17 protein-coding genes are annotated in these 26,995 nt (G+C 68.1%); 11 read left to right on the top strand and 6 right to left on the bottom strand.

Going from position 1 to position 26,995, the window contains the following annotated elements; all coding sequences use genetic code 11:
• The first annotated feature begins 27 nt into the window (after positions 1–27).
• Entirely contained in the window at positions 28–492 is a 465-nt protein-coding gene (locus FHW84_RS11645) for a nuclear transport factor 2 family protein (RefSeq protein ID WP_167255624.1), read from the top strand.
• 108 nt (positions 493–600) lie between these two features.
• Here the strand turns inward: FHW84_RS11645 and FHW84_RS11640 are convergent, their stop codons facing one another.
• Both FHW84_RS11640 and FHW84_RS11635 read right to left on the bottom strand, forming a co-directional pair.
• Positions 601–3,801: an efflux RND transporter permease subunit gene (locus FHW84_RS11640; RefSeq protein ID WP_167255622.1), complete on the bottom strand. Its 3,201-nt coding sequence runs from the start codon at positions 3,799–3,801 to the stop codon at positions 601–603.
• A gap of 15 nt (positions 3,802–3,816) precedes the next feature.
• Positions 3,817–5,028: an efflux RND transporter periplasmic adaptor subunit gene (locus tag FHW84_RS11635; protein ID WP_167255620.1), complete on the bottom strand. Its 1,212-nt coding sequence runs from the start codon at positions 5,026–5,028 to the stop codon at positions 3,817–3,819.
• 716 nt (positions 5,029–5,744) lie between these two features.
• Here FHW84_RS11635 and FHW84_RS11630 point away from each other — a divergent pair.
• Complete coding sequence (locus FHW84_RS11630; RefSeq protein ID WP_167255619.1) at positions 5,745–10,691, top strand: NAD-glutamate dehydrogenase domain-containing protein; 4,947 nt, start codon at positions 5,745–5,747, stop codon at positions 10,689–10,691.
• 96 nt (positions 10,692–10,787) lie between these two features.
• Here the strand turns inward: FHW84_RS11630 and FHW84_RS11625 are convergent, their stop codons facing one another.
• Both FHW84_RS11625 and FHW84_RS11620 read right to left on the bottom strand, forming a co-directional pair.
• Positions 10,788–12,776, bottom strand: a complete 1,989-nt coding sequence (locus tag FHW84_RS11625; RefSeq protein WP_167255617.1) for a YadA C-terminal domain-containing protein — start codon at positions 12,774–12,776, stop codon at positions 10,788–10,790.
• A gap of 350 nt (positions 12,777–13,126) precedes the next feature.
• Positions 13,127–15,337 (bottom strand): YadA-like family protein, encoded by a 2,211-nt coding sequence (locus FHW84_RS11620; RefSeq protein ID WP_243868083.1) that lies wholly within the window; start codon positions 15,335–15,337, stop codon positions 13,127–13,129.
• A 352-nt stretch (positions 15,338–15,689) separates the two neighbouring features.
• On the opposite strand from FHW84_RS11620, the gene FHW84_RS23255 reads away from it, so the two are divergent.
• The 3 genes from FHW84_RS23255 to FHW84_RS11610 all read left to right on the top strand — a co-directional run bounded on the left by FHW84_RS23255 (position 15,690) and on the right by FHW84_RS11610 (position 18,043).
• Positions 15,690–16,070: a hypothetical protein gene (locus FHW84_RS23255; RefSeq protein ID WP_243868077.1), complete on the top strand. Its 381-nt coding sequence runs from the start codon at positions 15,690–15,692 to the stop codon at positions 16,068–16,070.
• A gap of 262 nt (positions 16,071–16,332) precedes the next feature.
• A complete protein-coding gene (locus FHW84_RS11615; RefSeq protein ID WP_167255613.1) occupies positions 16,333–17,094 on the top strand; it encodes an NAD kinase in 762 nt (253 codons plus the stop codon).
• Positions 17,095–17,113: 19 nt separating this feature from the next.
• Positions 17,114–18,043, top strand: coding sequence for a 5'-nucleotidase (locus FHW84_RS11610; RefSeq protein ID WP_167255611.1), 930 nt, complete (start codon positions 17,114–17,116; stop codon positions 18,041–18,043).
• Positions 18,044–18,100: 57 nt separating this feature from the next.
• On the opposite strand, the gene FHW84_RS11605 is transcribed toward FHW84_RS11610, so the two are convergent.
• A complete protein-coding gene (locus tag FHW84_RS11605) occupies positions 18,101–18,976 on the bottom strand; it encodes a DMT family transporter (protein WP_167256013.1) in 876 nt (291 codons plus the stop codon).
• A gap of 242 nt (positions 18,977–19,218) precedes the next feature.
• Between FHW84_RS11605 and FHW84_RS11600 the strand changes: the two genes are divergently transcribed.
• The 6 genes from FHW84_RS11600 to FHW84_RS11575 all read left to right on the top strand — a co-directional run bounded on the left by FHW84_RS11600 (position 19,219) and on the right by FHW84_RS11575 (position 25,179).
• On the top strand, positions 19,219–20,388 hold the full coding sequence (locus FHW84_RS11600; RefSeq protein WP_167255609.1) for an acyl-CoA dehydrogenase family protein: 1,170 nt from the start codon (positions 19,219–19,221) through the stop codon (positions 20,386–20,388).
• A 5-nt stretch (positions 20,389–20,393) separates the two neighbouring features.
• Entirely contained in the window at positions 20,394–20,954 is a 561-nt protein-coding gene (locus FHW84_RS11595; protein WP_167255607.1) for a GNAT family N-acetyltransferase, read from the top strand.
• An 8-nt stretch (positions 20,955–20,962) separates the two neighbouring features.
• Complete coding sequence (locus FHW84_RS11590) at positions 20,963–21,436, top strand: hypothetical protein (protein WP_167255605.1); 474 nt, start codon at positions 20,963–20,965, stop codon at positions 21,434–21,436.
• Between the two features lie 44 nt (positions 21,437–21,480).
• Complete coding sequence (locus FHW84_RS11585; RefSeq protein WP_167255603.1) at positions 21,481–23,748, top strand: thiamine pyrophosphate-dependent enzyme; 2,268 nt, start codon at positions 21,481–21,483, stop codon at positions 23,746–23,748.
• A 137-nt stretch (positions 23,749–23,885) separates the two neighbouring features.
• Positions 23,886–24,455 (top strand): Ivy family c-type lysozyme inhibitor, encoded by a 570-nt coding sequence (locus FHW84_RS11580; RefSeq protein ID WP_167255601.1) that lies wholly within the window; start codon positions 23,886–23,888, stop codon positions 24,453–24,455.
• Positions 24,456–24,594: 139 nt separating this feature from the next.
• Positions 24,595–25,179, top strand: a complete 585-nt coding sequence (locus FHW84_RS11575) for an Ivy family c-type lysozyme inhibitor (protein ID WP_167255599.1) — start codon at positions 24,595–24,597, stop codon at positions 25,177–25,179.
• A 42-nt stretch (positions 25,180–25,221) separates the two neighbouring features.
• On the opposite strand, the gene FHW84_RS11570 is transcribed toward FHW84_RS11575, so the two are convergent.
• Positions 25,222–26,874, bottom strand: a complete 1,653-nt coding sequence (locus FHW84_RS11570; protein ID WP_167255597.1) for a diguanylate cyclase — start codon at positions 26,872–26,874, stop codon at positions 25,222–25,224.
• Positions 26,875–26,995 lie beyond the last annotated feature (121 nt).

Genomic DNA, 26,995 nt, shown 5'->3' with positions numbered 1-26,995 from the left:
GCAAGCGCGATCGATCAAGCCCGGCGGGTGACCGCCGGGCTTTTTTATGGGATGCGCGGCATGCCTGCGGCCGGATGGCGTCGTAAGCTCGGCGCCGAGAACATGCAAAAGGATGCAGTCATGAACCCCGGCGTAGATACCGACGTGGTCGCCAGCGCTTTTTCCCGGCGGTACTACCACGGCTTGCAGACCGATCCGCATACGTTGGCGCCGTTCTACCACGACGGTTCCCTGCTCACCTTTGAAGGAGAGAACTACCAGGGGGCTGGCGCCATCATCGGAAAATTGCAGTCCATTACCGCGGTGACTTATGAAGTCGAGGAAACCTACGCGCAGCCGAGCATGAATGGCGGGATCTGCGTCCTTGTAAAAGGAACCCTGCGGATCAACCAGTATCCCACGCGCTTCTGGGAGTTCTTTCAAATCATGCCGACGACCGAGGACTACTGGATCCTCAACCAGATCTTCCGGTCCGAGACTTACGATTACTAGATTTGACCATCGGGGCTTTGGCCAACCAACGGCTTTCGATGCGGCGGATGCATAAAACAAAAGCCCCGGCATGGCCGGGGCTTCTGTTTGTTGCAGGGTAGCTGGCGATCAGTGCCCGGAGGCTGCGTCGCCGCCACCGCCGTGCGCCTGGCGCACCTTGTGCGAGCTCTCGTCCAGCTTGTCGCCCAGGGCGCGGCGCACCACCACGTAGAACACCGGGATCAGCAGCAGGCCCAGGAAGGTGGCGAACAGCATGCCGCCGATCACGCCCGTGCCGATCGCATGGCGGGAGTTGGCGCCCGCGCCGGTCGACACCGCCAGCGGGAACACGCCCAGGATGAAGGCCATCGAGGTCATCAGGATCGGGCGCAGTCGCAGGCGGGACGCCGTGACCACCGCGTCGAACAGCGACTTGCCCTGCTGCTGCTGTTCCACCGCGAATTCCACGATCAGGATGGCGTTCTTCGCCGCCAGGCCAATCACCGTGATCATGCCGATCTTGAAGTACATGTCGTTCGGCAGGCTGCGCAGCATGGAGAACACCACCGTGCCGAGCAGGCCGAGCGGCACCACCAGCAGCACCGCGACCGGGATCGACCAGCTCTCGTACAGCGCCGCGAGGCAGAGGAACACGATCACGATCGACAGCACCAGCAGCAGGGTGGCCGAGTTGCCCGCCAGGATTTCCTGGTAGGACTGGCCGGTCCAGTCAGCGCCGAAGCCCTTGGGCAGGTCCTTGTCGACGATGTTCTGCAGCGCGCCCATGGCCTGGCCGGTGGAGTACCCCTTGCCTTCGCTGGCCACGATTTCAACGGCGGCGTAGCCGTTGTAGCGGGTCAGCGCCGGCGAGCCGGTGCCCCAGTCGGAATGCACCACGCTGGAGATCGGGATCATGTTGTAGGGGTTGGTGGCCGAACGCGCGGCGCTGCTGCTGCCGGTGCTGGCCAGCGCGCTGGGCGTGAACACGTGGTTCAAGGCGTCCGGGCCCATGCGGAACGGCTGGTCCGCCTGCAGGTAGACGCGCTTCACGCGGCCGCCGTAGACGAAGTCGTTGACGTAGATCGGCGCCAGGGTGAGCTGGATCGCGGTGTACACGTCGCTGACCGACAGGCCCATCGACTCGGCCTGCACGCGGTCCACCTTGAGGTTCCACAGCGGAGCGTCGGGCAGCGAGTTCGGACGGGTGCCGAGCAGGGCAGGGTTGCCCTGCGACTTGCCCAGCACCATGCCCATGGCCTGCATCAGCTCGCCATGGGTCTGGCCGGCACGCGCCTGCAGGTACATGTCGATGCCGCCGAACTGGCTGAGGCCGCGGATGGTCGGCAGGTTCACCACGAAGATCTGCGCGTCGCGGATGCCGTGCAGCACGCCGTTGGCCTGCATGATCAGCTCGTCCGCGGTGATCTTGCGCTCGCTCCAGTCCTTGAGCTTGATGAAGGCCATGCCCGCGCTTTCGCTCTGGCCGACAAAGCTGAAGCCGCTGATCTGGTACATGCCGACGATCGAGTCGTTCAGCGGGCTGTTCTTGATGCGCTCGCGCATCTCCGCCATCACCTGCTCGGAGCGCTTGAGTGTGGCGCCCGGCGGCAGGTTCACGATGGCCAGCGCGAAGCCCTGGTCCTCGCTGGGCACGAAGCTGGTGGGCAGCTTGGTGTACAGGAAGCCGGCCAGCGCGGTGATCAGCGCGAACACGATCATCCACCGCGGCGCATGCCGCGCGGCGCTGGAGATATGGCCGCTGTAGGTGTGGGTGACCCAGTCGAACATCTTGTTGAAGCCGCGGTACACCACGTTCTTCTTCTGGTCGTGGGTCGGCTTCAGCATGGTGGCGCACAGCGCCGGGGTGAACGACAGCGCGAGGAACGCGGAGAAGCCCATCGACACCGCGATGGTCAGCGCGAACTGCTTGTAGATCACGCCCGAGGCGCCGGCCTGCAGGGCCGACGGCACGAATACCGCCGCCAGCACCACGGTGATCGCCACCACCGCGCCGGTGATCTGGCCCATGGCCTTGCGGGTGGCCTCCTTCGGCGGGAGGTGCTCCTCGGTCATGATGCGTTCGACGTTCTCGATCACCACGATCGCGTCGTCCACCACGATGCCGATCGCCAGCACCATGCCGAACAAGGTCAGCTGGTTGATGGTGAAGCCCAGCGCGATCAGGCCGATGAAGGTGCCCAGCAGCGCCACCGGGATGACCAGGGTGGGGATGATGGTGGCGCGGATGTTCTGCAGGAAGATCAGCATCACCAGGAAGACGAGGATGATCGCCTCCACCAGGGTGTGCACCACTTCGTTGATCGACACCTTCACGAACGGCGTGGTGTCGTACGGCGCGAACCAGGTGACGCCCTGCGGGAAGTCCCTGGACAGCTCGTCCATCTTGGCGCGCACGGCGGTGGCCACGTCGAGCGCGTTGGCGCCCGGCAGCAGCTGCACGCCGAGGCCGCCGACCGGCTGGCCGTTCCAGGTGGAGGCCAGGCCGTAGGACTGCGGACCGAACGAGACGCGGGCGACGTCGCTCAGGCGCACCACGGTGCCGTCGCTGTTGGCGCGCAGGATGATGTTGCCGAACTCCTCGGGCGAGGAGAACCGGCCCTCCGCCGACACCGTGGCGGTAAAGCCCTGGTCGGCCGGCGCCGGGTCGGCGCCCAGCGAGCCGGCGGCGAACTGCACGTTCTGGGTGGACACGGCGTCGCGCACGGCGCTGGCCGAGAGGCCGTAGCCCTGCAGCTTGTCCGGGTTCAGCCAGATGCGCACCGCGTATTCGGCGCCGATCACGCGGGTGCTGCCGACGCCGGGAATGCGGCCGACCTGGTCGGCGACCTGCGAGGCGATGATGTCGGCCAGGCGGTTGCCGTCGATGTCCGGGTTGGTCGAGACCAACGAGACGAACATCAGGAAGTCCGGATTGTTCTTCGCCACCACCACGCCCTGCTGGGTCACGGCGGTGGGCAGGCGCGGCTGGGCCAGCGAGACCTTGTTCTGCACCTGCACCTGGGCGATGTCGGCATTGGTGCCGGTCTCGAAGGTGAGGGTGATGGAGGCCGAGCCGTTGGAGCTCGAGGAAGAGGAGAAGTACAGCAGGTGGTCGATGCCGGTGAGCTGCTGCTCGATCACCTGGGTGACGTTCTTCTCCACCGTGTCCGCGTTGGCGCCCGGGAAGGTGGCGTTAACCACCACCTGCGGCGGCGCGATGTTGGGGTAGGACTCGATACCCATGTTCAGCATCGCAATCGTGCCGACCATGGTGATGAGGATCGCTACCACCCACGCGAAAATCGGGCGGTCAATGAAAAAACTGGGCATGTCGGTCGACTCCCGTCAGTGCTTGCCGGCCGCGGGCTGACCGCCCGGCGCGCCGTTCGGCGGACCGGCGTTCTGGCCCGGCGTCCACGGCGAGGCCTTGGCGGGCGCGCCCTGCTGGACGGCCTGCAGGCCCGACACGATCACCTGGTCGCCCGCGGCGAGGCCGCCGGTGACGATCCAGTTGCCGTTGCTCAGGTCGTTGGCGGTGACGTCCTTGCGCTGCACCTTGCCCTCCTGGTTCACCACCAGCACGTAGGCGCCGGCGACGTCGCGCGCCACGCCCTGCTGCGGCACCAGGAACACGTTGTTCTGCTGGCCCAGGTTCGCCTTGATGGTGACGTAGGTGCCGGGCAGCAGGCGCTTGTCCGGGTTGGCCAGCTGCGCGCGCAGGTTGACCGTGCCGGTGGTCGGATCGACCGTGGCGCCGGAGAAGTCGAGCTGGCCCTGGTGCTCGTACTTGCTGCCGTCGGGCAGGATCACGTCGACCGTGGTCTTGGTCGGGTCGGTCAGGCTCACGTGGCCGGCGCTCTGGGCGCGGCGCAGGCGGTCGAGGTCGGCGGCGCTGACGGTGAAGTTGATGTACAGCGGATCGAGCTGGTCGACCGTGGTGAGCAGGGTGGAGCTGGCGCCGGCATCGGCGTTGCCGTTGCCCACGATGGCGCCTTCGGTGACCTGCTGCTGGCCGGCGCGGCCGTCAATGGGCGCGGTGACGCGGGTGAAGCCCAGGCTGATGCGGGCGCTTTCCACCGAGGCCTGCGCCTGCTTCACCGCGGCGGACGAGCTGCGCTCGCTGGCTTCGGCGCTGTCGAGGTCGGCCTGCGACACGTAGCCCTGCGGGCGCAGCTGGCGGGCGCGCTCGGCGGCCTTGTGGGCATTGGCGTAGGTGGCCTGGGCCGAGGCGAGGTTGGCCTGGGCCGAGTTCAAGTTGGCCTGGTAGACCGACGGATCGATCTCGAACAGCACCTGGCCCTTCTTGACGTCGGTGCCTTCCTCATAGACGCGCTTGAGCAGCACGCCGGCCACGCGGGCGCGGACGTCGGCGCTGCGGAAGGCGGAGAGGCGTCCCACCAGGTCCTTGTTGAGCGGGGCGGAAACCGGCTGGGCCTTGACGACGCCGACTTCCGGCGGCGGCATCTGCGGCGGGCCTTGTTCCTTCTTGCCTCCGCAGGCGGCCAGCGCCAGCAGGCCAAGGCACAGCAGGGGTGTGCGCAGTGACGAGGACTTCATGGGGACTCCATTTATAGGTATCGGGTGTGCGGGTCTCGCCGATCCCCGGATCGGCTGCCAGGCGCGTAGCTTTCCGTGGCGCAGCATGCCTGCCTAGTGCCGCCGGACAGCTTGCGGCTGAACGACGGCTGTGAACAACGCATGCGGTGCTCCGGACGGGCAGCGGGCTTGACTATACCGGCCAGTTTACAATTTGCTTTGACGAATGGTCTAGCCCTGAATTCTTCGTGTTTTCGCCGCGAAGGGGGTGTGACGGGATATGGCGGGGACCGTGCGCGGGCGCATGGTCTAGCTAGCGATCCGGGTGGAATGCTCCCTCAGAGGAATTCTTGAGCCGGCAGGCGGCGACCACGCCGCGGCCGCCGCGTTCCGGATATCGAGCCGGTATTTTTATCCGGGTTTCTCGCCCCTAAGCCGGCTTGGCGTGCTGCGGCGCAGCGAAGCACGCGCGCGGCCTCTTTCCGATGCAGTGGCAAGGCATCGCTTGCATCGTCGATCCGCATCCGTCGACGAACACACGTGCGCATCGCTCCGCACCGCAGTGCGCATGCATCCACGAGCACCGTTGATCGAGCCGCAACGCACGCTTGCGCAAAACGATCGTCTGCCGAACCGCAGGCTGAAGTGATTGCCGCAATGCAGGTGGCTATCGCCTTGGTGCGAGCGTATCCTTTTGCGGCTTTTCTGCCCCATCTCCGTCACTGCCAATAGATGCCATGAACGCAATTCGTGCGGCCAGCGAAACATCGATCCAGGCTGAAGTTCTGGATGAACTGAAAAAAACCGGTTTCCCCAACCAGCGCCTTGATGAGGCGCAATTTTTTATCAGCGCCTTTTTCTCCCGCGTCGCCGCCGGCGACCTCGAACTGCACACCGCAAGCGAATGGGCCGCGCTGATCGGCGGCCTGCTCGAGTTCGTGCAGCAGCGCCAGACCGGCCGCGCCTCGGTGCGCGTGTTCAATCCGCAGGCCGGGCATGCGGGCCGCAGCGTGGTGCAGATCGCCACCGACGACATGCCCTTCCTGGTCGACACGGTGAGCATGATCGTGTCCACCCGCCTGCAGATCCATGCGGTGATCCATCCGGTGGTGAAGGCCGCGCGCGATGCCGCCGGCCGCCTGCAGCGCCTGGGCGCCGACGACGGCGCGCCCGAGTCGGTGATGCACTTCGAGATCGACCGTCTCGCCGACGAAGCCGAGATGGCCCAGCTCAAGGCGCAGATCGAGAGCTCGCTGGAAGACGTGCGCGCCTCGGTCGCCGACTGGAGCCGCATGCGCGACCAGGCCCTGGCCATCGCCGCCGACCTGCCGAACCGCCAGCTGCCGCTGAACCGCGATTCGGTGGAAGAAGCGGTCGAGTTCATGCGCTGGCTGGCCGACGACAACTTCACCTTCCTCGGTTATCGCGAATACGAAGTCACCCAGGCCGCCGGCGACGAAGTGCTGCGCTCGGTCGAAGGCTCGGGCCTCGGCATCCTGCACAAGCAGGAGCGCTCGATGGCGCCGCGTTCGCTGCGCAGCATGGCGGCCAGCGAACTGCCGCAGTCCGGTTCCACCGACGCGATCATCCTGACCAAGACCAATGCGCGCTCGCACGTGCACCGCCAGGGCCACATGGATTACGTCGGCGTGCTGCGCTTCGACGCCAGCGGCAAGCCGGTGGCCGAACAGCGCTTCCTCGGCCTGTTCTCCTCCAATGCCTACATGGCGCGCCCGCAGGACGTGCCGCTGGTGCGCCAGCGCGTGGAAGCGGTGACGGCCCGTTCGGGCCTGAAGCGCGATTCGTACTCGGGCAAGTCGCTGCGCCACATCCTGGAGACGCTGCCGCGCGACGAGCTGTTCCAGAGCAACGAGGACGAGCTCTACGCCACCGCCATCGGCATCCTGGAACTGCGCCAGCGCGCCCGCACGCGCCTGTTCGTGCGCCGCGACCGCTACGGCCGCTTCTTCACCTGCCTGGTGTTCGTGCCGCGCGAGCGCTTCAACACCTCGGTGCGCGAGCGCATCGAGAGCATGCTGCGCGACGCGCTGCACGGCGAGCAGATCGATTCCTCCGTGCTGATGGGCGAGGCCGCGCTGGCCCGCCTGCACATCGTGGTGCGCCCGAAGATCGGCGACCACGTGAGCTACGACGCCGCGGCGCTGGAGCAGGACGTGGCCGCGATCGTGCGCAACTGGCACGACGACCTGCGCGACGCCCTGGTCAAGCTGATGGGCGACCACGACGGCGTGGTGCTGGCCAACCGCTACGGCAAGGCGCTGCCGGCCGGCTACGTGGAAGACGTGCTGCCCGCCGCCGCCGCCGAGGACGTGCGCCAGCTGGCCCTGCTGAAGGGCGACGACGCGGTGCGCATGTCGTTCTATCACCCGGAGCAGCGTCCGGAAGAACTGCGCTTCAAGGTCTACCGCAGCGGCGCCGACATCGCGCTGTCCGAAGTGCTGCCGCAGCTGGAGAACCTCGGCCTGCGCGTGCTCACCGAGCACGTGTACGACGTGAAGACCGGCGGCACGCCGCTGTTCATCCAGGACTTCGAGGTGCAGCCGGTGGGCAACCTCACGTTCTCGGTGGAGCAGGTCGGCAGCCTGTTCGAGGACGCCTTCGAGCAGATCTGGCGCGTCAACGCCGAGAACGACGGCTTCAACCGCCTGGTGCTCGGGGCCAAGCTGAGCTGGCGCCAGGTCGCCATGCTGCGCGGCTACTGCAAGTACCTGCTGCAGACCGGCGTGGCGTTCTCGCAGAACTACATGGAAGACGCCTTCAACCGCTATCCGGCCATCGCCGGCCTGCTGGTGGAGCTGTTCCTGGCCAAGTTCGATCCGCGCCGCGAGGCGCTGGAAGCGCTGGAACTTAAGAACGCGCAGGCCGCGCTGGCCGGCGAGATGCAGGCGCTGATCCCGGAAAGCGTGCGCCACGCGCATCCGGCCCTGATCGACGGCCTGGTCGGGGCGCTGGCACAGCCGCGCGCCGAGCAGATCAAGGTGATCGAGGAAACCATCGGCGTGCTGCTGGAGAACGTCTCCAGCCTGGACGACGACCGCATCCTGCGCAGCTTCATGGCGCTGATCCGCGCCACCCTGCGCACCAGCTTCTTCCAGCAGTGGGAAGGCGCGCACCGCGGCTACATCAGCTTCAAGTTCGATTCGCACCGCGTGCCCGACCTGCCCAAGCCGGTGCCGTACCGCGAGATCTTCGTGTCGGCGCCGCGCGTGGAAGGCATCCACCTGCGCTTCGGCGCGGTGGCGCGCGGCGGCCTGCGCTGGTCCGACCGCCGCGAGGATTTCCGCACCGAGGTGCTGGGCCTGGTCAAGGCGCAGATGGTGAAGAATACCGTGATCGTGCCGGTGGGTTCGAAGGGCGGCTTCGTGGTGAAGCGTCCGCCCCAGCTAACGGGTGGGGGCGGCGACCGCGACGCGCAGCTGGCCGAGGGCATCGCCTGCTACCGCATGTTCATCAGCGGCCTGCTCGACATCACCGACAACCTGGTCGAAGGCAAGGTGGTGCCGCCGCACGACGTGGTGCGCCACGACGCGGACGACCCCTACCTGGTGGTGGCGGCCGACAAGGGCACGGCGACGTTCTCCGACATCGCCAACGCCATCTCGCTGGAGCACGGCTTCTGGCTGGGCGACGCGTTCGCCTCCGGCGGCTCCAACGGCTACGACCACAAGGGCATGGGCATCACCGCCAAGGGCGCCTGGGAATCGGTCAAGCGCCACTTCCGCGCGCTGGGCCGCGACAGCCAGACGCAGGACTTCAGCTGCGTGGGCATCGGCGACATGTCCGGCGACGTATTCGGCAACGGCATGCTGCTGTCGCGCCATATCCGCCTGCTGGCCGCGTTCGACCATCGCCATATCTTCCTGGATCCGAACCCGGACGCGGAGCGTTCCTTCGCCGAGCGCGAGCGCATGTTCAAGCTGCCGCGTTCGAGCTGGGAGGACTACGACAAGTCGCTGATCTCCGCCGGCGGCGGCATCTATCCGCGCACGCTCAAGGCCGTGCCGGTGTCGCCGGAAGTGCGCGCCGCGCTGGGCATCAAGGGCGACGTCACGCAGATGGCGCCGAACGAACTGCTCAACGCCATCCTCAAGGCGCCGGTGGACCTGCTCTGGAACGGCGGCATCGGCACCTACGTCAAGGCCAGCAGCGAGAGCCATGCCGACGCCGGCGACCGCGCCAACAACGCGCTGCGCGTCAACGGCGGCGAGCTGCGCTGCAAGGTGGTGGGCGAGGGCGGCAACCTGGGCTTCACCCAGAAGGGCCGCATCGAAGCCGCCCAGCACGGCGTGCTGCTTAACACCGACTTCATCGACAACTCGGCCGGCGTGGACACCTCCGACCACGAGGTGAACATCAAGATCCTGCTCGACGACGCCGTGCAGCGCGGCGAGCTGGACACCGCCGCGCGCAACCAGCAGCTGGCCGCGATGACCGACGAGGTCGGCCAGCTGGTGCTGTGGGACAACTACCGCCAGAACCAGGCGATCACCCTGATGGAGCGCCAGTCGGTGCGCCGCCTGGGTTCGATGGCCCACTTCATCCGCATCCTGGAAGGCGAGGGCCTGCTCGACCGCCAGGTCGAGAACCTGCCCAGCGAGGCGGAGCTGACCGAGCGCAAGACGCGCGGCCAGGGCATGACGCGTCCGGAGCTGTCGGTGCTGCTGTCGTACGACAAGATCAAGCTGTTCCAGCAGCTGCTCGACTCGGACGTGCCGGAAGACCCGTACCTCTCCAAGGAGCTGGTGCGCTACTTCCCCGAGCCGCTGCACGAGAAGTACGCCGAGCACATGCAGCGCCATCGCCTGAAGCGCGAGATCATCGCCACCGCGGTGACCAACTCGACGATCAACCGCATGGGCGCCACCTTCATGATGCGCATGCAGGAAGACACCGGCCACGGCCCGGCGGCGATCGCCAAGGCCTATACGGCGGCCCGCGAGATTCTCGGCGCGCGCGACCTGTGGGCGGAGATCGAGGCGCTTGACAGCAAGGTGGCGGAGGAGACCCAGCTCGACGCCGTCATGCAGATCTGGTCGCTGCTGCGCCATCTCACCCGCTGGCTGCTGAGCCGTCCGGGCGGCACGCTGGAAATCGCCGCGAACGTCGACCGCTACCAGGCCGGCGTCGCCGCGCTGTACGAAGCGGTGCCCGACGCACTGACGCCCACCGGCAAGGCCGACTTCGGCACCAGCCAGGAGAAATGGGAAGGCCTAGGTCTTCCCACCGGCTTGTCGGTGCGCATGGCCCGCATCCCCGAGCTGCGCGCCATGCTCGACATGGTGGAAGTGGCGCAGCAGAGCGGCCAGCCGGTGGACAAGGTGGCCGGCGTGTTCTACGAGCTGGGCGAGGCGCTGGACCTGGAATGGCTGCGCAGCCAGATCGAGGCGCTGCCGGTGGAAGGCCACTGGCATGCGCAGGCGCGCGGTTCGCTGCTGGATGAGCTCAACCACCAGCATCGCGCGCTGGCCCTGCAGGTGCTGGCGCTCGCCGGCCAGGCCAAGGACGTCTCGCCGGTGCAGGCATGGCTGCAGCGCGACGATGCGACGCTGAAGTACACGCGCAACATGCTGGCAGAGATCCTCACGCAGAATGCGGATTATCCGATCGCCTCGGTGGCGGTGCGCCGCCTGGCGCAGCTGGCCGCGGTGCCGGTGAGCGCGTAAGCGGTAGTGGCTGCGAAGGCTTCCGCGCCCATGCGGAAGCGTTGAACGGGAAGGCCGGCATCCGTGGATGCCGGCCTTCTTTTTGGCGGGCCGCGCTTACCAGCCCAGTGCGAGGCCGGCACCCATCGAGGTGTCGTCGCCGTTTGCCGCGCCGCCCAGCGACAGGTTGAGATTCGCATGCAGCTGGTGCGAATAGCCGAGCGCCACGGCGGAGCGGCTGCCTTGCCTGCCCACGCCCACGGCCATGCGGTTGGCCTTCGCCAGGCCCTGCGCACTGAACGCCATCTGCGCCATGGCCGCGCCCATCGCGCCCATGCCGGCGATGCGGCGATCCATCTGCGCGAAGCGGCGGCGAGTCCAGTGCCGCACGTCGCCGATGGCGTCCTGCACCTGGCCCCAGTTGGCGGCGTCGGTACGTGCGGTGCCGGGGGCGACGTGGGCGATCGGGCGGGGCTGCGCTGCCGGCGTTGACGATGCCGGAGTTGACGATGCCGTGTGCCCGCGGTCCGCCACGGTGTGGCTGGCGGTGCCTGTTTCCGCGCGATGGTTGGCGTTGCCGTTCTGGCTCTTGGCCGGAGCGGCTGTCGCGGTGTCGTTGGCGGTGCGGGACATGTCGTCGTGATGGCCGGCACCGGATGTCTCCAGCTGGCCGACGCGTCCGTCCAGTCCATGCAGCTGGCCTTGCAGGTCTTCGCGCAGCGTGTGGAGCTGCCCGCCATTGACCGCCTGCGTGCTGCCGGCGGCGATCAGGCCGGGAGCGACATTGGCCAGCACGGTGCCGCCGCTGCCGCCGAGGCTCACCATCGCCTTGTCCGCACCGTCGTAGATCACGGCGTGGCGCGCGGTGCCATCGCGATCGAACAGACCGCTGTCCTTGAGCTGCCCGAGATTCACCGCGTCGTTGTCGGCGCTGCCGGCGGCGAGTCCGGTGAGGCGGCGGTCCTTGATCTTCGTCACCGTGCCGCCGCCTGCGGTCGCATCGTCGAAACTGCCGGCGATATTCAGGCGTTCGCCATCGAGATCCTTGGCCAGCATGATGTCCTCGCCTGGAGCGGCCTGCCGCAGCAGGCCGGCGGAGCCGTTGCCGAGGCTGCCGTCGAGCCTGGCGATATGGGTGTTGGCGTTATCCAGGCCAGCGTCGAGCGCATTCAACGCGCCATCCACGCCGGTGTGCTCGCGGCCCTGGATCCTGTAGATGGGCTGCACCACGTTGCCGGCAGCATCGACCGTGGCGCCGCCGCCGAGTACGCCAAGCAAGCGGGTGATATGGGCGTTGCTCGCGCCCAGATCGCTGTCGAGCCTGGCGATGCTGCTGCTGGCAGTGGCGAGGCCGCTCTTCAGATTCACCAGATCGTTGTTGGCGGTGTCGAGGTGGCTGCTGAGCCTGGCGATGTTGCCGTTGCTGGTGTCCAGCCTGCTATTGAGGCCGGCCAGATGGCTGTTGGCGGTGTCGAGGTTGCCGCTGAGCCTGGCGATGCTGCTGTTGCTGGTATCGAGGCCGCTCTTGAGGCCGGCGATATGCTTGTTGGCGCCATCGAGGCCCGTGCTGAGGCTGGCGATGCTGCTGCTGGCGGCGCCGAGGTTTTTCTCCAAGGTTCCCAGCGTGCCGCTCGTTTGTTTCAGCGAATCCTGCAACGGCCGCAACTGGCCGAAGTTCACCGCGTCGGCGTCGGCGGTGCCGGCCGCAAGGCTGGTGAGTTTGTTGCCGTTGAGCGAGGCCTGGCCGTGGATCTGCACGCCGTTGTTGCCGCGCAGGGTCAGCGTGCCGTTGTCATGGCCGTGCACCGCCGCGCCATCGCCGTTGCTGGCGAGCAGGAAGGTGGTGCCGTTCTTTCCCTGTGCGTTGCATTTGCCGACTTTCGCGGTGGAACCTGCGGTGATGGTGGTGGCGGTGTTGCCGTCGCAGATTTCGAGCACGTTGGCGCGGATCTGGATGGTGACGCATAAAGCCAGGGCGCCGAAGCCGACGGCGAGCAGGTCGCCGCCTTGGCCCGGGCGTCTGGCGGCACCGCGGCCGGTATGGCGCGTGGCATGCACGCATGGCGTGCCGTGCCGGTTGAGGCGGATCGGGTATCTGGGACTCATGGGTAGCGCTTGCGAGTAGGTGAACGGTGCTTGGAGAGGGCGCGCAACGCCGCCGCGCGGGCGCAAGGCGCCGGGCGACGGGTTGTTCGCGATAAGCGCTGCTGCCGCTGGCCATGTTCGCTTGCTCGTGTCTTGCCCCCACGAGTGGCATGTCCCCTGCCCAGTCGGCAGCAGCGTGGCCATGCTCGTCCGTGCGCCGGCTGACGGCGGTGACGGTGGTCGCGCCATTCGCAGAACCGCCCTCGCGCGTACCGGAATGGAGCCAAACGGATAACCGCCGAATGCCGGACGCAAAAAAAGGCCGGCATCTTTCGATGCCGGCCCAAGGGACTGCCCTCGCTTGCTGCTGCTTACCAGCCGATGGCCATGCCCGCGCCTACCGAGGCCTCCTTGCCGGACGCCGAACCGCCGAAGGACACGTTGACGTTCGGCGAGAACTGGTGCGACACACCCAGCGCCACCGCCGACTTGCCACCCTGCATGCCCACGCCCACACCGACGCGGTTGGGCGTGTTCACCCCCGTCGCGCTGAAGGCCATCTGCGAATAGGCGGCGCCCATCGCACCCATGCGGTCGATGCGGCCGTCGACCTGCTCGAAGCGGCGGGTCGCCCAATCCTGCACGCCGTGCACGGCGTCCTGCACCTGGCCCCAGTTGGCGGCGTCGGTAGCCTGGGTGCCGGCGGCGACATTGGTGATCTGGCGTTCGTTGCCTGCCGAGCCGACCGACACGGTGTTGTCGCGGTCGGCGCTGGAATTGGCGCCCAGGGCCACCGAGTTGCTGCCGGTGGCACTGCTGTTGGAACCCAGTGCCGTGCTGTTGTTGCCGGAGGCCACTGCATTAGTGCCGTTGGCGGTCGAGCCCTCGCCCGAGGCGATGGCATGAGCGCCGCTGGCCGTGCTGTCGTTGCCGGTGGCCTGCGCGCCGTTGCCATTGGCGGTGCTGTTGCCGCCCGAGGCGATGGCGTTGGCGCCATTGGCCGTGCTGTTGTCGCCGGAGGCGCTGGAGCCCGCGCCGGTGGCCGTGCTGCCGGCGCCGGACGCGTTCGAGCCCGTGCCCACCGCCGTGCTGTGATCGCCGGACGCATTGGCGCCCACGCCCAGCGAGGCACTGTCGCCACCGGTGCCGGTGCCGCCGATCGAGCCGTTGTTGATGCCTTCCTGGATATGGCTCACCTGGTCGTTCAGCGCATTGATCTGCCCGTTGAGCGCATTCATCTGGTTCCGCACGTCCTGTTGGAAGTCGAACAGCTGGCCGCCGTTGATCGCTTCCATGCTGCCGTGCGCCACCGAGCCGTTGGCCAGGTTGCGGATCACCGTACCCTTGCTGCCGCCGAGCATGGCGCTGCCCATGGTCAGGTCGTCGTAGACCAGCGCCAGCAGCGACTTGCCGTTGCCGTCGACCAGGCCGGCGGCCTTCAGCTGCGCGATGGTCACCGCATCGCTGTCGGCGACGCCGTTGGCGATGCCGCTCAGCACGCGGCCGGCGCCCGTGCTGTTAGCGAAGTTGATGCTAGTGCCACCGCTGCTCGCGCCCACGGAGATTGCCTGGGTGGTGGCATCCTGCTTGACCAGACCGGTTGTGCCGTTCTGCAGTGCGAGGATGTCGCTTTCGTTGGTCATCACTCTGTTGTCGATGGCGTACAGCTGCGAGCCGTTCACCGCATCCTTGCTGGTGGCGGACACTTCGCCGTCGCTGACGCCGGTGATCTTGCGCGAGATCGTGGCGCCGTCCTTCGTGCCGGAGAAGTCCACCGTATCGCCGTCGACGCCCGAGGCCACGGTGATCTTCTTGCTGGTGGCATCCTGCTGCACCAGGCCGACCGAGCCGTTGCTGATCTGGTTCTGCAGGTTGGTGACGTTCTGGTTGGTGGTGTAGAGCTGCGAACCGATCACCACGTCGTGGCTGGAGGCGGACAGCTCGCCGGCAGCCACATTCACGATCTTGCGCTGCGCGGTGCTGGTGCCCACGGAGATCGTATTGGCTTGGTCGGCGACCGAGCCATAGCCCAGGGCGACAGAATTGGCTGCGTTCGCGCCTACCGAACTGTTGGCGCCGAGCGCCATGCCGCCACTGGAGGTGGCAGCCACCGAAGCGTTGTAGCCGACCGCCAGCGAGTTGTCAGCCGCAGCGTTGGCGCTGTCGGAGAGGGCTACCGCGCGTACCCCGCTGGCGCGGGAAGTCCGGCCCAATGCAAGCGACTGCGTGCCGTCCGCTTGAGCGTTAAGGCCGATCGCGATCGAATCCGTGGCGCCGCCGCCGGCAGCCCCTGCTACTGCACCGGCACCGATCGCAATGGCGCCGGTGCCATTGGCAACCGCATCCGCCGCACTGCTGTAGGTATTCACCTTGTAATACTTGTTGTAGTTGGTGATGGCCGTATCCAGACTGCTCAGCGCACCACCCACCGTGGTCTGCGTGCCGCCATTGGTCAGGATGTAGGTCGGGCCCGTAACGACGCCGGTGGTGGCGTCGATCGTGGCACCGCCGCCCAGGGCGGTCACCACCGGCGAAAGCTGGCTGACGTTGACGGCGTCGTTAGCGCTCACGCCGTTGCCCATATTGACTATAGTGCGCTTGGTCGTGGAGTTGCCAACCGACACGGTATTGGCGGCGCCGACCGTCGAATTGTTGCCGAGTGCAACCGAGTTAGCTGCGTTCGCGGCTACGGAGGCTCCGGCGCCGAGCGCGATGGCACCCGTGGAGGTCGAGTCAACTGATGAACTTGCGCCGAAGGCGAGAGAGTTGGTGGCAGCCGACGATGCTTCGTTGCCTATGGCCGTAGACTGGATTCCGCTTGACGAGGCCGCCCTGCCGAGAGCGATGGAGGTGCGTCCTATAGCCCTGGATGAAATGCCGATGGCTACCGTGTCGACAGTTCCGCTCGACGCGCCTGACTGAGCAGCGTCACCAATGGCAATCGCTCCAGAACCGTTTGCAGTGGCCGGGGTGGTTGAGCTTGCACTTGTATTGCCATTGACTTTGATGAATCCATCGTCGAGCGCCGCGCGTGACGCAATGGTCCGTGGTGCACGTGCAGCTGAATTTGGGCTATTGCGGGCCGCACATACATTCTGTGCGTTGATGGTCCCGGGCTTGCCGTCGGTTGTAGTACAGGATGTTGCTGCATGCTCCGTCGCGCCATCTGTTTCGGCCAAGGCGAGATTCGCACTGAATCCGAGGATGGTGATCGCCATTGCAGCGATGGCTTTCGAAGCCTTCTTCGTGCGCCCCTTGGCCAATTCCGACGCCACCACCCACTTGCCGGTCGAAGCACTCCGTACAACCTTGTAGATCGTATTCACTTAAAGCATCTCCACTTGATTCGAATGCGCGTGCACGCGCCAACGCCTACCGCACACCTGGCGGTAGCTGGGCATCGAAGGAACCTCGCGCACGCACGCCGGGTGCGATGAGGGATGTGCATCGTAGAAATCCGCTCAGCGGCAATGAACCGGAAAAAACCAGGACTGGCCTGTCGCGGGCGGCGCCAGCCCTTGCGCCTGTCGCCCATCTAGGCTCAACTGGCGGCCCATCCACCGCCGCCCACGCCCCCATGGCCTACGCCTTCGTCGCCAGCGAAACCTCGGTCGCCCAGCAGGCGCGGCGCAAACTGGTGGAGCGTTACGGCGAGGTGCCGCCGGAGCAGGCGCAGGCGATCGTGGCCTTGGGGGGCGACGGCTTCATGCTGCGCACCTTGCATGCGCATCTGCCGCTGGACATTCCGGTTTACGGCATGAAGCTGGGCCGCGTCGGCTTCCTGATGAACAAGCATCGCGTGGACGATCTGCCCGGGCGCATCGAGCGGGCACATGCGGCGGTGCTGTATCCGCTGGAGATGGACGTGGTCTGCGCCAAGGGCGAGAAGCACCACGCGCTGGCCTTCAACGAAGTCTCGCTGTTGCGCCAGAGCAACCAGGCCGCGCATCTGGAAATCAAGCTCAACGAAACCGTGAAGCTGGATGCGCTGGTGTGCGACGGCATCCTGGTTTCCACGCCAGCCGGTTCCACCGCCTACAACCTTTCCGCGCACGGCCCGATCCTGCCGCTGGACGCCAACGTACTGGCGCTCACCCCGATCAGCCCGTTCCGCCCGCGCCGCTGGCGCGGGGCGATCCTGCCGCACCGCACCCAGGTCAGCCTGCGCGTGCTCGATCCGAACAAGCGGCCGGTCAGCGCTACCGCGGATTTCCACGAAGTGCGCGACGTGCGCGAGGTGACGGTCAGGCAGTCGGCGGGGCCGGGCGTGCGCCTGCTGTTCGATCCGGAGCACAATCTGGAGCAGCGCATCCTCGACGAGCAGTTCGCGCCGGACTGATCACTTGTACAAGCACACCATGACCACCCCGCACCCCGACGCCCACGATCCGCAAGCCGCCAGCGACAACCGCCTGGTGGTGGCGATTTCCTCGCGCGCCTTGTTCGACCTCGGCGACAGCCACGCGCTGTTCGAGCGCGACGGGCTCGATGCCTACCGCGCATTCCAGATCGACCACGAGAACGAGATTCTCAAGCCCGGCGTGGCCTTCCCGCTGGTGCAGAAGCTGCTGGGCTTGAACAAGCTCGGCGGCAATGTGCCGCCGGTGGAAGTGATCCTGCTGTCGCGCAATTCCGGCGATACGGGGCTGCGCATCTTCAATGCGATCCAGCATTACGGCCTGGACATCAGCCGCGCGGCATTCACCAGCGGTGCGCCGACGTCGGACTACATCGCGCCGTTCAAGACCGACCTGTTCCTGTCCGCCAACGCCGAGGACGTCGGCCGCGCGCTCGCCGCCGGCGTGGCCGCCGCCACCATCCTGCCGTCGGTGGCGCCGCCGCGTGCGACCGAGCAGCTGCGCATCGCCTTCGACGGCGATGCGGTGATCTTCGGCGACGAAGGCGAGCGGGTGTCGCGCGAGGAAGGGCTGGATGCATTCCACCGCAACGAACGCGAGCGGGCGGAGGAGTCGCTGTCGGTCGGGCCGTTCCGCGGCTTTCTCACGGCGGTGCATCGGCTGCAGGCGGCGTTTCCGGCGGAGACCTCGCCGATCCGCACCGCACTGGTCACCGCACGCTCCGCGCCGGCGCACAAGCGCGTGATCCTCACGCTGCGCCGCTGGGGCGTGCGTATCGACGAAGCGCTGTTCCTCGGCGGACGCGACAAGGGCCCGTTCCTGGAAGCCTTCGGCGCGGACATCTTCTTCGACGACTCACCGGCCAATATCGAGTCCGCGCGCAGATACGTGGCGGCGGGGCACGTGCCGCACGGGGTCAGCAACAGCTGAGCGCGGGCCTGCCGCGCGATATGAAGCTGAGCGCGGGCCCCCCGCGCGAGATATGAACTAGACCAGCTTCGTTCGCCGCCACCACGGCGTGACGCGCTCCTCGCGCACCAGCGTGAACAGCCCCGACCCCAGGATCAGCCCGATGCCGATCAGCATCGGCCAGTCCAGCCGGTCGCCGAACAGCCAGTAGCCGAAGCCGATCGCCCATAGCATCTGGCTGTACTGGGTCGGCGCCACCCGGTTGGCCGGCGCATGCTGGGTCGCCAGCATCAGCAGCACGCCGGCCAGTCCGGCGAGCAGGCCATAGCCGGCCAGCAGCAGCCATTGATGGGCATCGGGCCAGACGAAATGCGGCAGCATCAGCACGCCGCCCGCCAGCAGCGGGCCGATCACGCCGGCGCCGTACAGGCTGATGCGCTTCTCGTGCGCGCCGGCCATGCGCAGCGCCACCACCGACACCGCGCCGAACAGGCCGCAGGTCATGGCCGCCAGGTGCCCGACGCCGAGCGCGCGGAAGCCCGGCCGCAGCACCACCAGCACCCCCAGGAAGCCCGCCACCACCGCCGACCAGCGGCGCCAGCCCACGTGCTCCTTCAGGAACAGCACCGACAGCAAGGTGACGAAGATCGGCAACAGAAAGATCAGCGCGAAGGCCTCGGCCATCGGCAGCGCGGTAAAGGCGATCACGGCAGTGATATTGCAGACGGCGCCGGAAACCGCCCGGATCCACCACAGCGACGGCTTGCGGGCCTGGAACACCTCGATCCAGCGGTCCCCCGGCCGCCGGATCAAGGGCAGGGCGCTGAGCATCAGCACGGCGCCGAAGAACACCGCCTCGAAGGCCGGCAGGCCGCCGTGCAGGGATTTCACGAAGGCATCGCTGATCGCGTAGGCGGCGTAGCAGGCGAAGCCGAGGAGGACGCCTTTGAGCATGGGGAAGGGGAAGGCGGCGGGGGAAAGGGCCATGGTCCCATGGCTTGCATGCCCAATGACAGCCAAAGCCCGGCGTAGGTTGGGGTGAGCGCAGCGAACCCCAACGGTGCGCGGCGTTGGGGTTCGCTGCGCTCACCCCAACCTACGGCAACCGTTGCGCCATCTGCTGCACCTCGTCATGACCCCGGGCGAGCCGCCCCGCTAGAATCGGCGGCTTCCCACCGACCGCACGGAACATCCGCATGTCCGCCCGCCTGAACCCGCTCGACCTGTACGACGTCCGCTCGCTGCTCACCGACGAGGAGCGCATGGTGCAAGACACCGTGGGCCGCTTCGTGGACGAGCGCGTGCTGCCGATCATCGGCGACGCGTTCGACCAGGGCCGCTTCCCCAAGGAACTGGTGCCGGACATCGCCAGCCTGGGCCTGCTGGGCGCCACCCTTCCGGAGAAATACGGCTGCGCCGGCATGAACGGGGTCAGCTACGGCCTGATCTGCCAGGAGCTGGAGCGTGGCGATTCGGGCCTGCGCAGCTTCGCCTCGGTGCAGAGCTCGCTGTGCATGTACCCCATCTACGCCTACGGCACCGAGGAGCAGAAGCTGCATTACCTGCCGAAGATGGCCGCCGGCGAGATCATCGGCTGCTTCGGCCTCACCGAGCCGCACGGCGGCTCGGACCCGGCCAATATGAAGACCAACGCCAAAAAGGATGGCGGCGACTGGGTCATCAACGGCGCCAAGATGTGGATCACCAACGGCAACCTGGCGCACATCGCCATCGTGTGGGCGCAGACCGAGGACGGCATCCAGGGCTTTATCGTGCCCACCGGCACCCAGGGCTTCACCGCCCAGGAAGTGCACAAGAAGATGAGCCTGCGCGCCTCGGTCACCTCGGCGCTGTTCTTCGACAACGTGCGCGTGCCCGAAGCCAACCGCCTGCCCAACGTAAAAGGCCTGAAGGGCCCGCTGGGCTGCCTCACCCAGGCCCGCTACGGCATCACCTGGGGCCCGATCGGCGCCGCCCAGGCCTGCCTCAGGGAAGTACTGGACTACACCCAGGAGCGCATGCTGTTCGGCCGGCCGCTGGCCTCGAATCAGGCGGTGCAGCTGAAGATGGCCGAGATGGCCCGCCGCATCACCATGGCGCAGCTGCTGTCGCTGCAGCTGGGCCGCCTGAAGGACGCCGGCACCATGCAGCCGACCCAGGTCTCGCTGGCCAAGTGGAACAACTGCCGCATGGCCATCGACATCGCGCGCGAATGCCGCGACATCCTGGGCGGCGCCGGCATCACCACCGAGCACGTGGCGATCCGCCATGCGCTGAACCTGGAATCGGTGATCACCTACGAGGGCACGGAAACCGTGCACCAGCTGGTGGTGGGCCGCGAGCTCACCGGCATCAACGCGTTCTGACGCCGATGGGGGCGCCGGATACCGCCTGGGTCGAACTGCGCATCGAAACCGAGCGCCTGCTGCTGCGTCCGCCGCGGGCCGAGGATTTCGACGGCTGGGCCGCGAACATGGCCGATGCGGAATCGGCCCGCTTCATCGGCGGTCAGCAGCCGCGCGCGGTGGCCTGGCGCGGGTTCCTGACCATGGTCGGGGCCTGGTCGATCCAGGGCTACGGCATGTTCTCGGTGATCGAGAAGGCCACCGGCCAGTGGCTGGGCCGGCTCGGCCCCTGGCAGCCGGAAGGCTGGCCCGGCCCCGAAGTGGGCTGGGGCCTGGCGCGCGCGGCCTGGGGCAAGGGCTATGCGGCGGAGGGCGCGGCGGCGGCGATGGACTGGGCCTTCGAGCATCTGGGCTGGACCGACGTGATCCACAGCATCGACCCCGCCAACACCGCCTCGCAGGCGCTGGCCATGCGCCTGGGTTCGCGCAAGCGCGGCCCGGGCCGCCTGCCGGAGCCGTTCCAGGACGTGGCCATCGATATCTGGGGCCAGAGCCGCGAGGAGTGGCGCCGCCGCCGGCGCGCCTGACGAGCCGCATGCGCGACGCACTGGAGCAGGTGATCCTCGACGCCGTGCCGCAGCTGCGGCGGCTGTGCCGCGACCCCTGGCAGCTGATCGGCAGCGCCGCCGCCCGCCTGGCCGGCGCCGATGTCAGCGTGGCCGACCTCGACCTGCTCACCAGCGCCGCCGATGCCGCGCGCCTCACGGACGCCTGGCGCGACCGCCTCGAAGCCGGCTACGAACCCGCCGGCGCCGAACGCTTCCGCTCGCTCTTCGCCCGCTTCCGCTTCCCCGGCATGCCGGTGGAAGTGATGGGTGCGCTGGAACTCAACGCGGGGCAGGGCTGGCAGCCGGTGGCGGTGCACGAGACCGTGCAGGTGCGCGTCGCCGGCCTGGACGTGCCCGTGCCCAGCATCCCCGAACAGATCCGCATCCTCGAAAGCTTCGCCCGCCCGAAAGACCTGCATCGCGCCGCGCTGCTGCGCGCATTGCCGGGCACCGCGAGCTGACGCCAGCGTTTCCTTCTTTCCCTTCCTACCGAACCCGACACGCCATGACCGCGCTTCCGTTCTCCCTGAATGCCCGCCACAAAGGCTTCAACCGCGCCGAGATCGTCGACCAGAACTTCATCGAGTTCGTACAGCTCTGGCAGGGCCAGGCGCAGGCCGCGCCGCGCGACGGCGAGCCGGTGCTGCCAGGCAGCGCGCTGGACGCGCAGGGCTTCCGCGACCTGCTCGGCTCGCAGCTGATCTCGCGCCATCTGGACCTGATGGCCCGCGTGCTGCGCGTGCAGAACAAGGTGTTCTACACCATCGGCTCCAGCGGCCACGAAGGCAATGCGATGGTGGCGCGGCTCACCCGCCATACCGATCCGGCCTTCCTGCATTACCGCTCCGGCGGCTTCATGGCCGAGCGCTTCCGCAAGCTGCCGGGCATGGATCCGGTGATGGATTCGGCGCTGTCCTTCGCCGCCAGCATGGAAGACCCCGCCTCCGGCGGCCGCCACAAGGTGTGGGGCAGCAAGCCGCTGTGGGTGCTGCCGCAGACCTCGACCATCGCCTCGCATCTGCCGAAAGCCTTCGGCACCGCGGTGGCGATCGAACAGGCGCGCCGCATCGGCCACACGCTGCCGGTGCCGGAGGACAGCATCGCGATCTGCTCCTTCGGCGACGCCTCCTCCAATCACGCCACCGCGCAGACCGCGTTCAACGCGGCAGGGTGGACGGCCTACCAGAAGCTGCCTGCGCCGGTGCTGTTCGTGTGCGAGGACAACGGCATCGGCATCTCGGTGAAGACGCCCAGCGGCTGGATCGCCAACAATTTCAGCCGGCGCCCGGACCTTGATTATTTCTACGCCGACGGCCTGGACCTGGCCGAAGGCTACGGCCAGGTGCAGGCCGCGGTGGAGCACTGCCGCCGCACGCGCCGCCCGACCTTCCTGCATCTGCGCACCACGCGCGTGATGGGCCACGCCGGCACCGATTTCGAGATCGAGTGGCGCAGCGTGGAGGAGCTGTTCGCGCTGGAAGCTACCGACCCGCTGCTGCGCTCGGCCGAGATCGCGCTCGCTTCGGGCCTGTACACGCGCGAGTCGCTGCTGGAGCTGTACGAAGCCACGCGCAAGCAGTGCTTCGCCGCCGCCGAAGATGCCGACCGCCGTCCGCGCCTGGGCACGCTGGCCGAAGTGATGAAGCCGCTGGCGCCGTACACGCCGGCCGCGGTGAAGGCCGAAGCCGAACGCGCCGATTACGCCGCGCGCCGCGCCGAGGTGTTCGGCGGCGAAGAGAAGCTGCCGGAGAAGCAGCCGCCGCGCCATCTGGCGATCCAGATCGGCCAGGCGCTGCACGACGTGATGGCGAAGTATCCGGAGTCGCTGCTGTTCGGCGAGGACGTGGCGCTGAAGGGCGGCGTGTACACGGTGACCAAGGGCCTGTTCAAGACCTTCAAGGGCAACCGCGTGTTCAACACGCTGCTCGACGAAACGGTGATCCTGGGCCTGGCCCAGGGCTACGCCAACATGGGCATGCTGCCCATGCCGGAAATCCAGTACCTGGCGTATTTCCACAACGCCTGCGACCAGATCCGCGGCGAAGCCTGCAGCCTGCAGTTCTTCTCCAACGACCAGTACCGCAATCCGCTGGTGATGCGCGTGGCCTCGCTGGGCTACCAGAAGGGCTTCGGCGGCCACTTCCACAACGACAACTCGATCGCCGCGCTGCGCGACATCCCCGGCCTGGTGGTGGGCTGCCCCAGCCGCGGCGACGACGCAGCGGCCATGCTGCGCACGCTGATGGCGCTGGCCAAGGTGGACGGGCGCGTGTGCGCCTTCCTGGAGCCGATCGCGCTGTACATGACCAAGGACCTGTACGAAGCCGGCGACGGCCTGTGGCAGTACGCCTATCCCGCCCCGGGCGAGGCGCTGCCGCTGGGCGAGGGCCGCGTCTACGAACAGGACGCCGACGACCTGGTGGTGTTCACCTTCGGCAACGGCGTGCCGATGGCGCTGCGCGCCGCGCGCGAGATCGAACAGAAACGCGGCTGGCGCACGCGCGTGGTGGACCTGCGCTGGCTGGCGCCGCTCAACGATGCGTTCATCGTGGAGCAGGCGCGCAACGCGAAGCGCATCCTGGTGCTCGACGAAGGCCGCCGCAGCGCCGGCGTGGGCGAGGGCATCATCACCGCCATCGTCGAAGGAGGTTGCGGCGCCACGCCGCTGCAGCGCGTGGTGGGCGCCGACACGTACACGCCTTTGGCCGGTGCCGCGTTGCTGGTCCTGCCGGGCGAAGCGGAGATCGTGGCCGCGGCCGACCGCATGGCGTAGGTTGGGGTGAGCCGCAGGCGAACCCCAACCGCACGATGCACGTGATCTGGTTCACGGCATGGGACCGCAAGGGTGGCGATTCAGCCCTCGCGCCGTATGGTCGAAGTCCTTCGAACGAATAACGAAGGGAGGCAGCCATGAAACATGCCGTTCACGCGCTCGTGATCGCCTCGGTCCTCGCCGTCGCCGCGTGCTCGCAGGACGACACCGCGGATAACCCGGCGACTTCGCCGTCGACGCCGGCCCTATCCACCACCGCCACCGCAGCCGCGAGCAATCTGGCTCCCGCTCCCGGCAGCAGTGCCGCTGCCGCGTCTTCCGCCGCCACGCCGGTTTCGGCTGGCCCGTATCTGTTCGACCTGCTGCAGCAGAGCGATTTCGCCGCGGCGTTCCATGCGCTGAAGGGCGCGAAGGAGCTGCCCGACTGGACAGAGCAGGGCGGCACGTCGACGCCGGCGCAGAAAGTCGCGGTCGACGGCAAGAGCCTGCTCGCCGCCGCCGGCTGCAAACCGCACGACTGTCCGAGCGAACGCATCGTGCTGCTGTACGACGAGAAGACGCACGCGATGTGGGGCGTGTTCGCGCGGCGCCAGGGCGAAGCGCCGGCCGATGTCAGCGACGGCAGCAACGACCAGCTGAGCTGGCTGGGCGAGCCGGACGATCAGTTCAAGGACGCCTTGAAGAAGAGGCTGTACTACCCCGAGTGATGCCCGATGCCGGCCGCGGCCTGGCGCGGCCACTGGAATTTTCCTGCCGACGCGGTGCGATGGCGGTGGCTATGGTGCGGTGCTTTTCACGCAGTCTGCACCAACAAGCTGCCGTATCCGCCGTCGAAGGAAAATCAGCATGAACATGCCCGCTCGGGCTCTCGCGATCGCTTCGGTCCTCGCTATCGCCGCCTGCTCGCAGGACGATGGGGACCGGGAGGTAAGGGTGCGGGTCGCCAGTCCGATCATCCCTGCCGCTCCGGCGCATGGCGGCAGCGTATCGGCGGCATTTCCGATGTGGGCCGATGCAGAGCCGGCGGACGGAGCCGGGCCGGAAGTATCGGTGCTCGGCCCCTATCTGTCCGACCTGCTGGAACGGGCCGATTTCGCCATCGCCTTCGAGGCGCTCGCCGGAATCAACGCGCTTCCCGCTTGGACCCGCGACGGCGGCACCGCCGCGCCCGCGAAGGACATGCGGGCGGACGGCCGGACCTTGCTCGTCGCGCACGGCTGCAAGCCGCACGACTGCGCCACCGAGCGTCTGGTGCTGGCGTACGACGAGAAGAGCCATGCGATGTGGGGTGTGTTCGCGCGGGCCCGCCGCGACCGGTCCGATCTTGACGACGGCGGCGCCGACGAAAGCCGCGACGAGCTCACCTGGCTGGGCCGGCCCGACGCGAAGATAAAAGCGGCGCTGAAGCAATGGCTCTACCAGAGTGCCTGATCGATGGCCGTGGCGCGAGGCGCATGCCGGCGCGTCCGCGGCTCAGGATTGCTCCGTCGAACGCAGCGCCGCCCGCTCGCGCGAGCGGCAGGCCATCAGCTTCTCGTCCACTCTTACGCGGTTGCGCCCGTCCAGCTTGGCGCGATACATCGCGTGGTCCGCGCGCTCGACCAGGGTTTCCACCGTATCGTCGGCGCGATGCATGGCGATGCCGATGCTGACCGTCAGCAGCTGCTGGCGGCCGTCCACGGGAATTTCCAGCCGGTGCACGCGCCGGCACAGCCGCGTGGCCACGTGGATGGCCTGCGGCAGCTCCACGCCGCGCAGCACGGCGAGGAATTCCTCGCCGCCGTGGCGGCCGAGCAGGTCCTGCGGGCGCAGCTCGTGGCGCAGCGCGGCGGCCACGGCGGTCAGCGCGCAGTCGCCGGCGTGGTGGCCCTGGCTGTCGTTGAGCGACTTGAAGCAGTCCAGGTCCAGGAACAGCAGGGCCAGCGGCTCGCCGTGGCAGGACATCGCCGCCTGCAGGCTTTCGCTCAAGGCACGGCGGTTGAGCACGCGGGTCAGCGCGTCGACGTCGGCCAGTTCGCGCACCACGTCGGTGTCGTGGCGCATGGCCAGCGCGCGGTCGGCCAGGCCCAGCGCCAGCACCACCGCCTGCACCGCGCCGGCGGCCAGGGCCGCATCGTCCAGCCAGCCCATGCCGGGCAGGGCGCCGTTGGCCTGCGCGCTGTCGAGCACGGTGAGCGCCAGCAGCGGCGTGAAGCCGAGCAGGAAATAGCGCGCGCTGCGCGAACCGCGCACGGCGGCGACCACGCCGGCGCACAGCAGCAGCACCGCGCCGATCAGCAGCATGGGGTAGTGCAGGGCGCGGGCCGGCGCGATCAGCGCATCGATATGGCTGCTGCGCATCAGCACCAGCGGCGGCGCGCCCAGCGCCAGCGCCAGCGTGGTGGCGTGCAGCGCCGGCGCGAAGCGCTGCAGATCGCAGAAGCGCGCCACGAACACCGCGGCGAAGGCCAGTGACAGCAGCGCCGCGGTGGGCGCGGCCACCTGCGCGGTGCCGGCCAGCCAGGCCCACTCCATCGGATGGAACACGTAGCCGGTCTGGATGCCCTGGATCGCCGCGTAGCAGCACACATAGCCGGCATACCAGCCGAAGGTGGCGTCGCGCAGCATCAGCGCCAGGCACAACGCGAACGCGGCCATCGCCAGCATCACCGCGAAGCAGGCGCTGGCGAACATCAGCCAGCCGGCGTCGTCGCGCAGGTAGTCGGCCCAGGGCTGCAAGCCGAAGCGCACCGGTGCGCTGGCCGCGGCATTGGCTTCGAAGCGGAGCAGGATCGGCGCGGTGGCGGCCCCGTCGGCCGGCACGCGCCAGGCCAGCCGGCCGTGACCGTGCAGTGGCGCGTCGAAATCGTCCAGGGCCAGCCGGCGCGCCGGTTCGCCGCGCGCGTACAGCGTCACCGGCGTCAGCGGCGGCGGTTCGATGGTGAGCGCGCGCTCCTCGACCAGCGGCGTCGGCAGCGGCCGCAGCACCACCCAGGCGGCTTCGCCGGGATTGAGGATGGGAGTCATCGCGGACGGGTCGAAGGCGCGCAGCTCGCCGCGGTCGAAGGCGGCCAGCACGCCGGCCGGCGTGTCGCCGGGCCGCGCCGCGCACCAGGCCGCCTCCATCGCGGCCGCGGGCTGCGGCATGGCGCGCCATGGCACGAGCAGCAGCAGCGCGAGGACGAACCATCGCCGCCACCTGTGCGTTCCTGGTAACCAGCCTGCCACCACCACACCCCCCTGCCGGCCCGCCTGGCGTCCGCGGCCA

This window comes from Dyella sp. SG562 (assembly GCF_011759495.1).
Classification (GTDB): domain Bacteria; phylum Pseudomonadota; class Gammaproteobacteria; order Xanthomonadales; family Rhodanobacteraceae; genus Dyella_D; species Dyella_D marensis.
The sequence above is the reverse complement of the archived record's forward strand: the minus strand, read 5'-3'. Positions and strand labels throughout refer to the sequence as shown.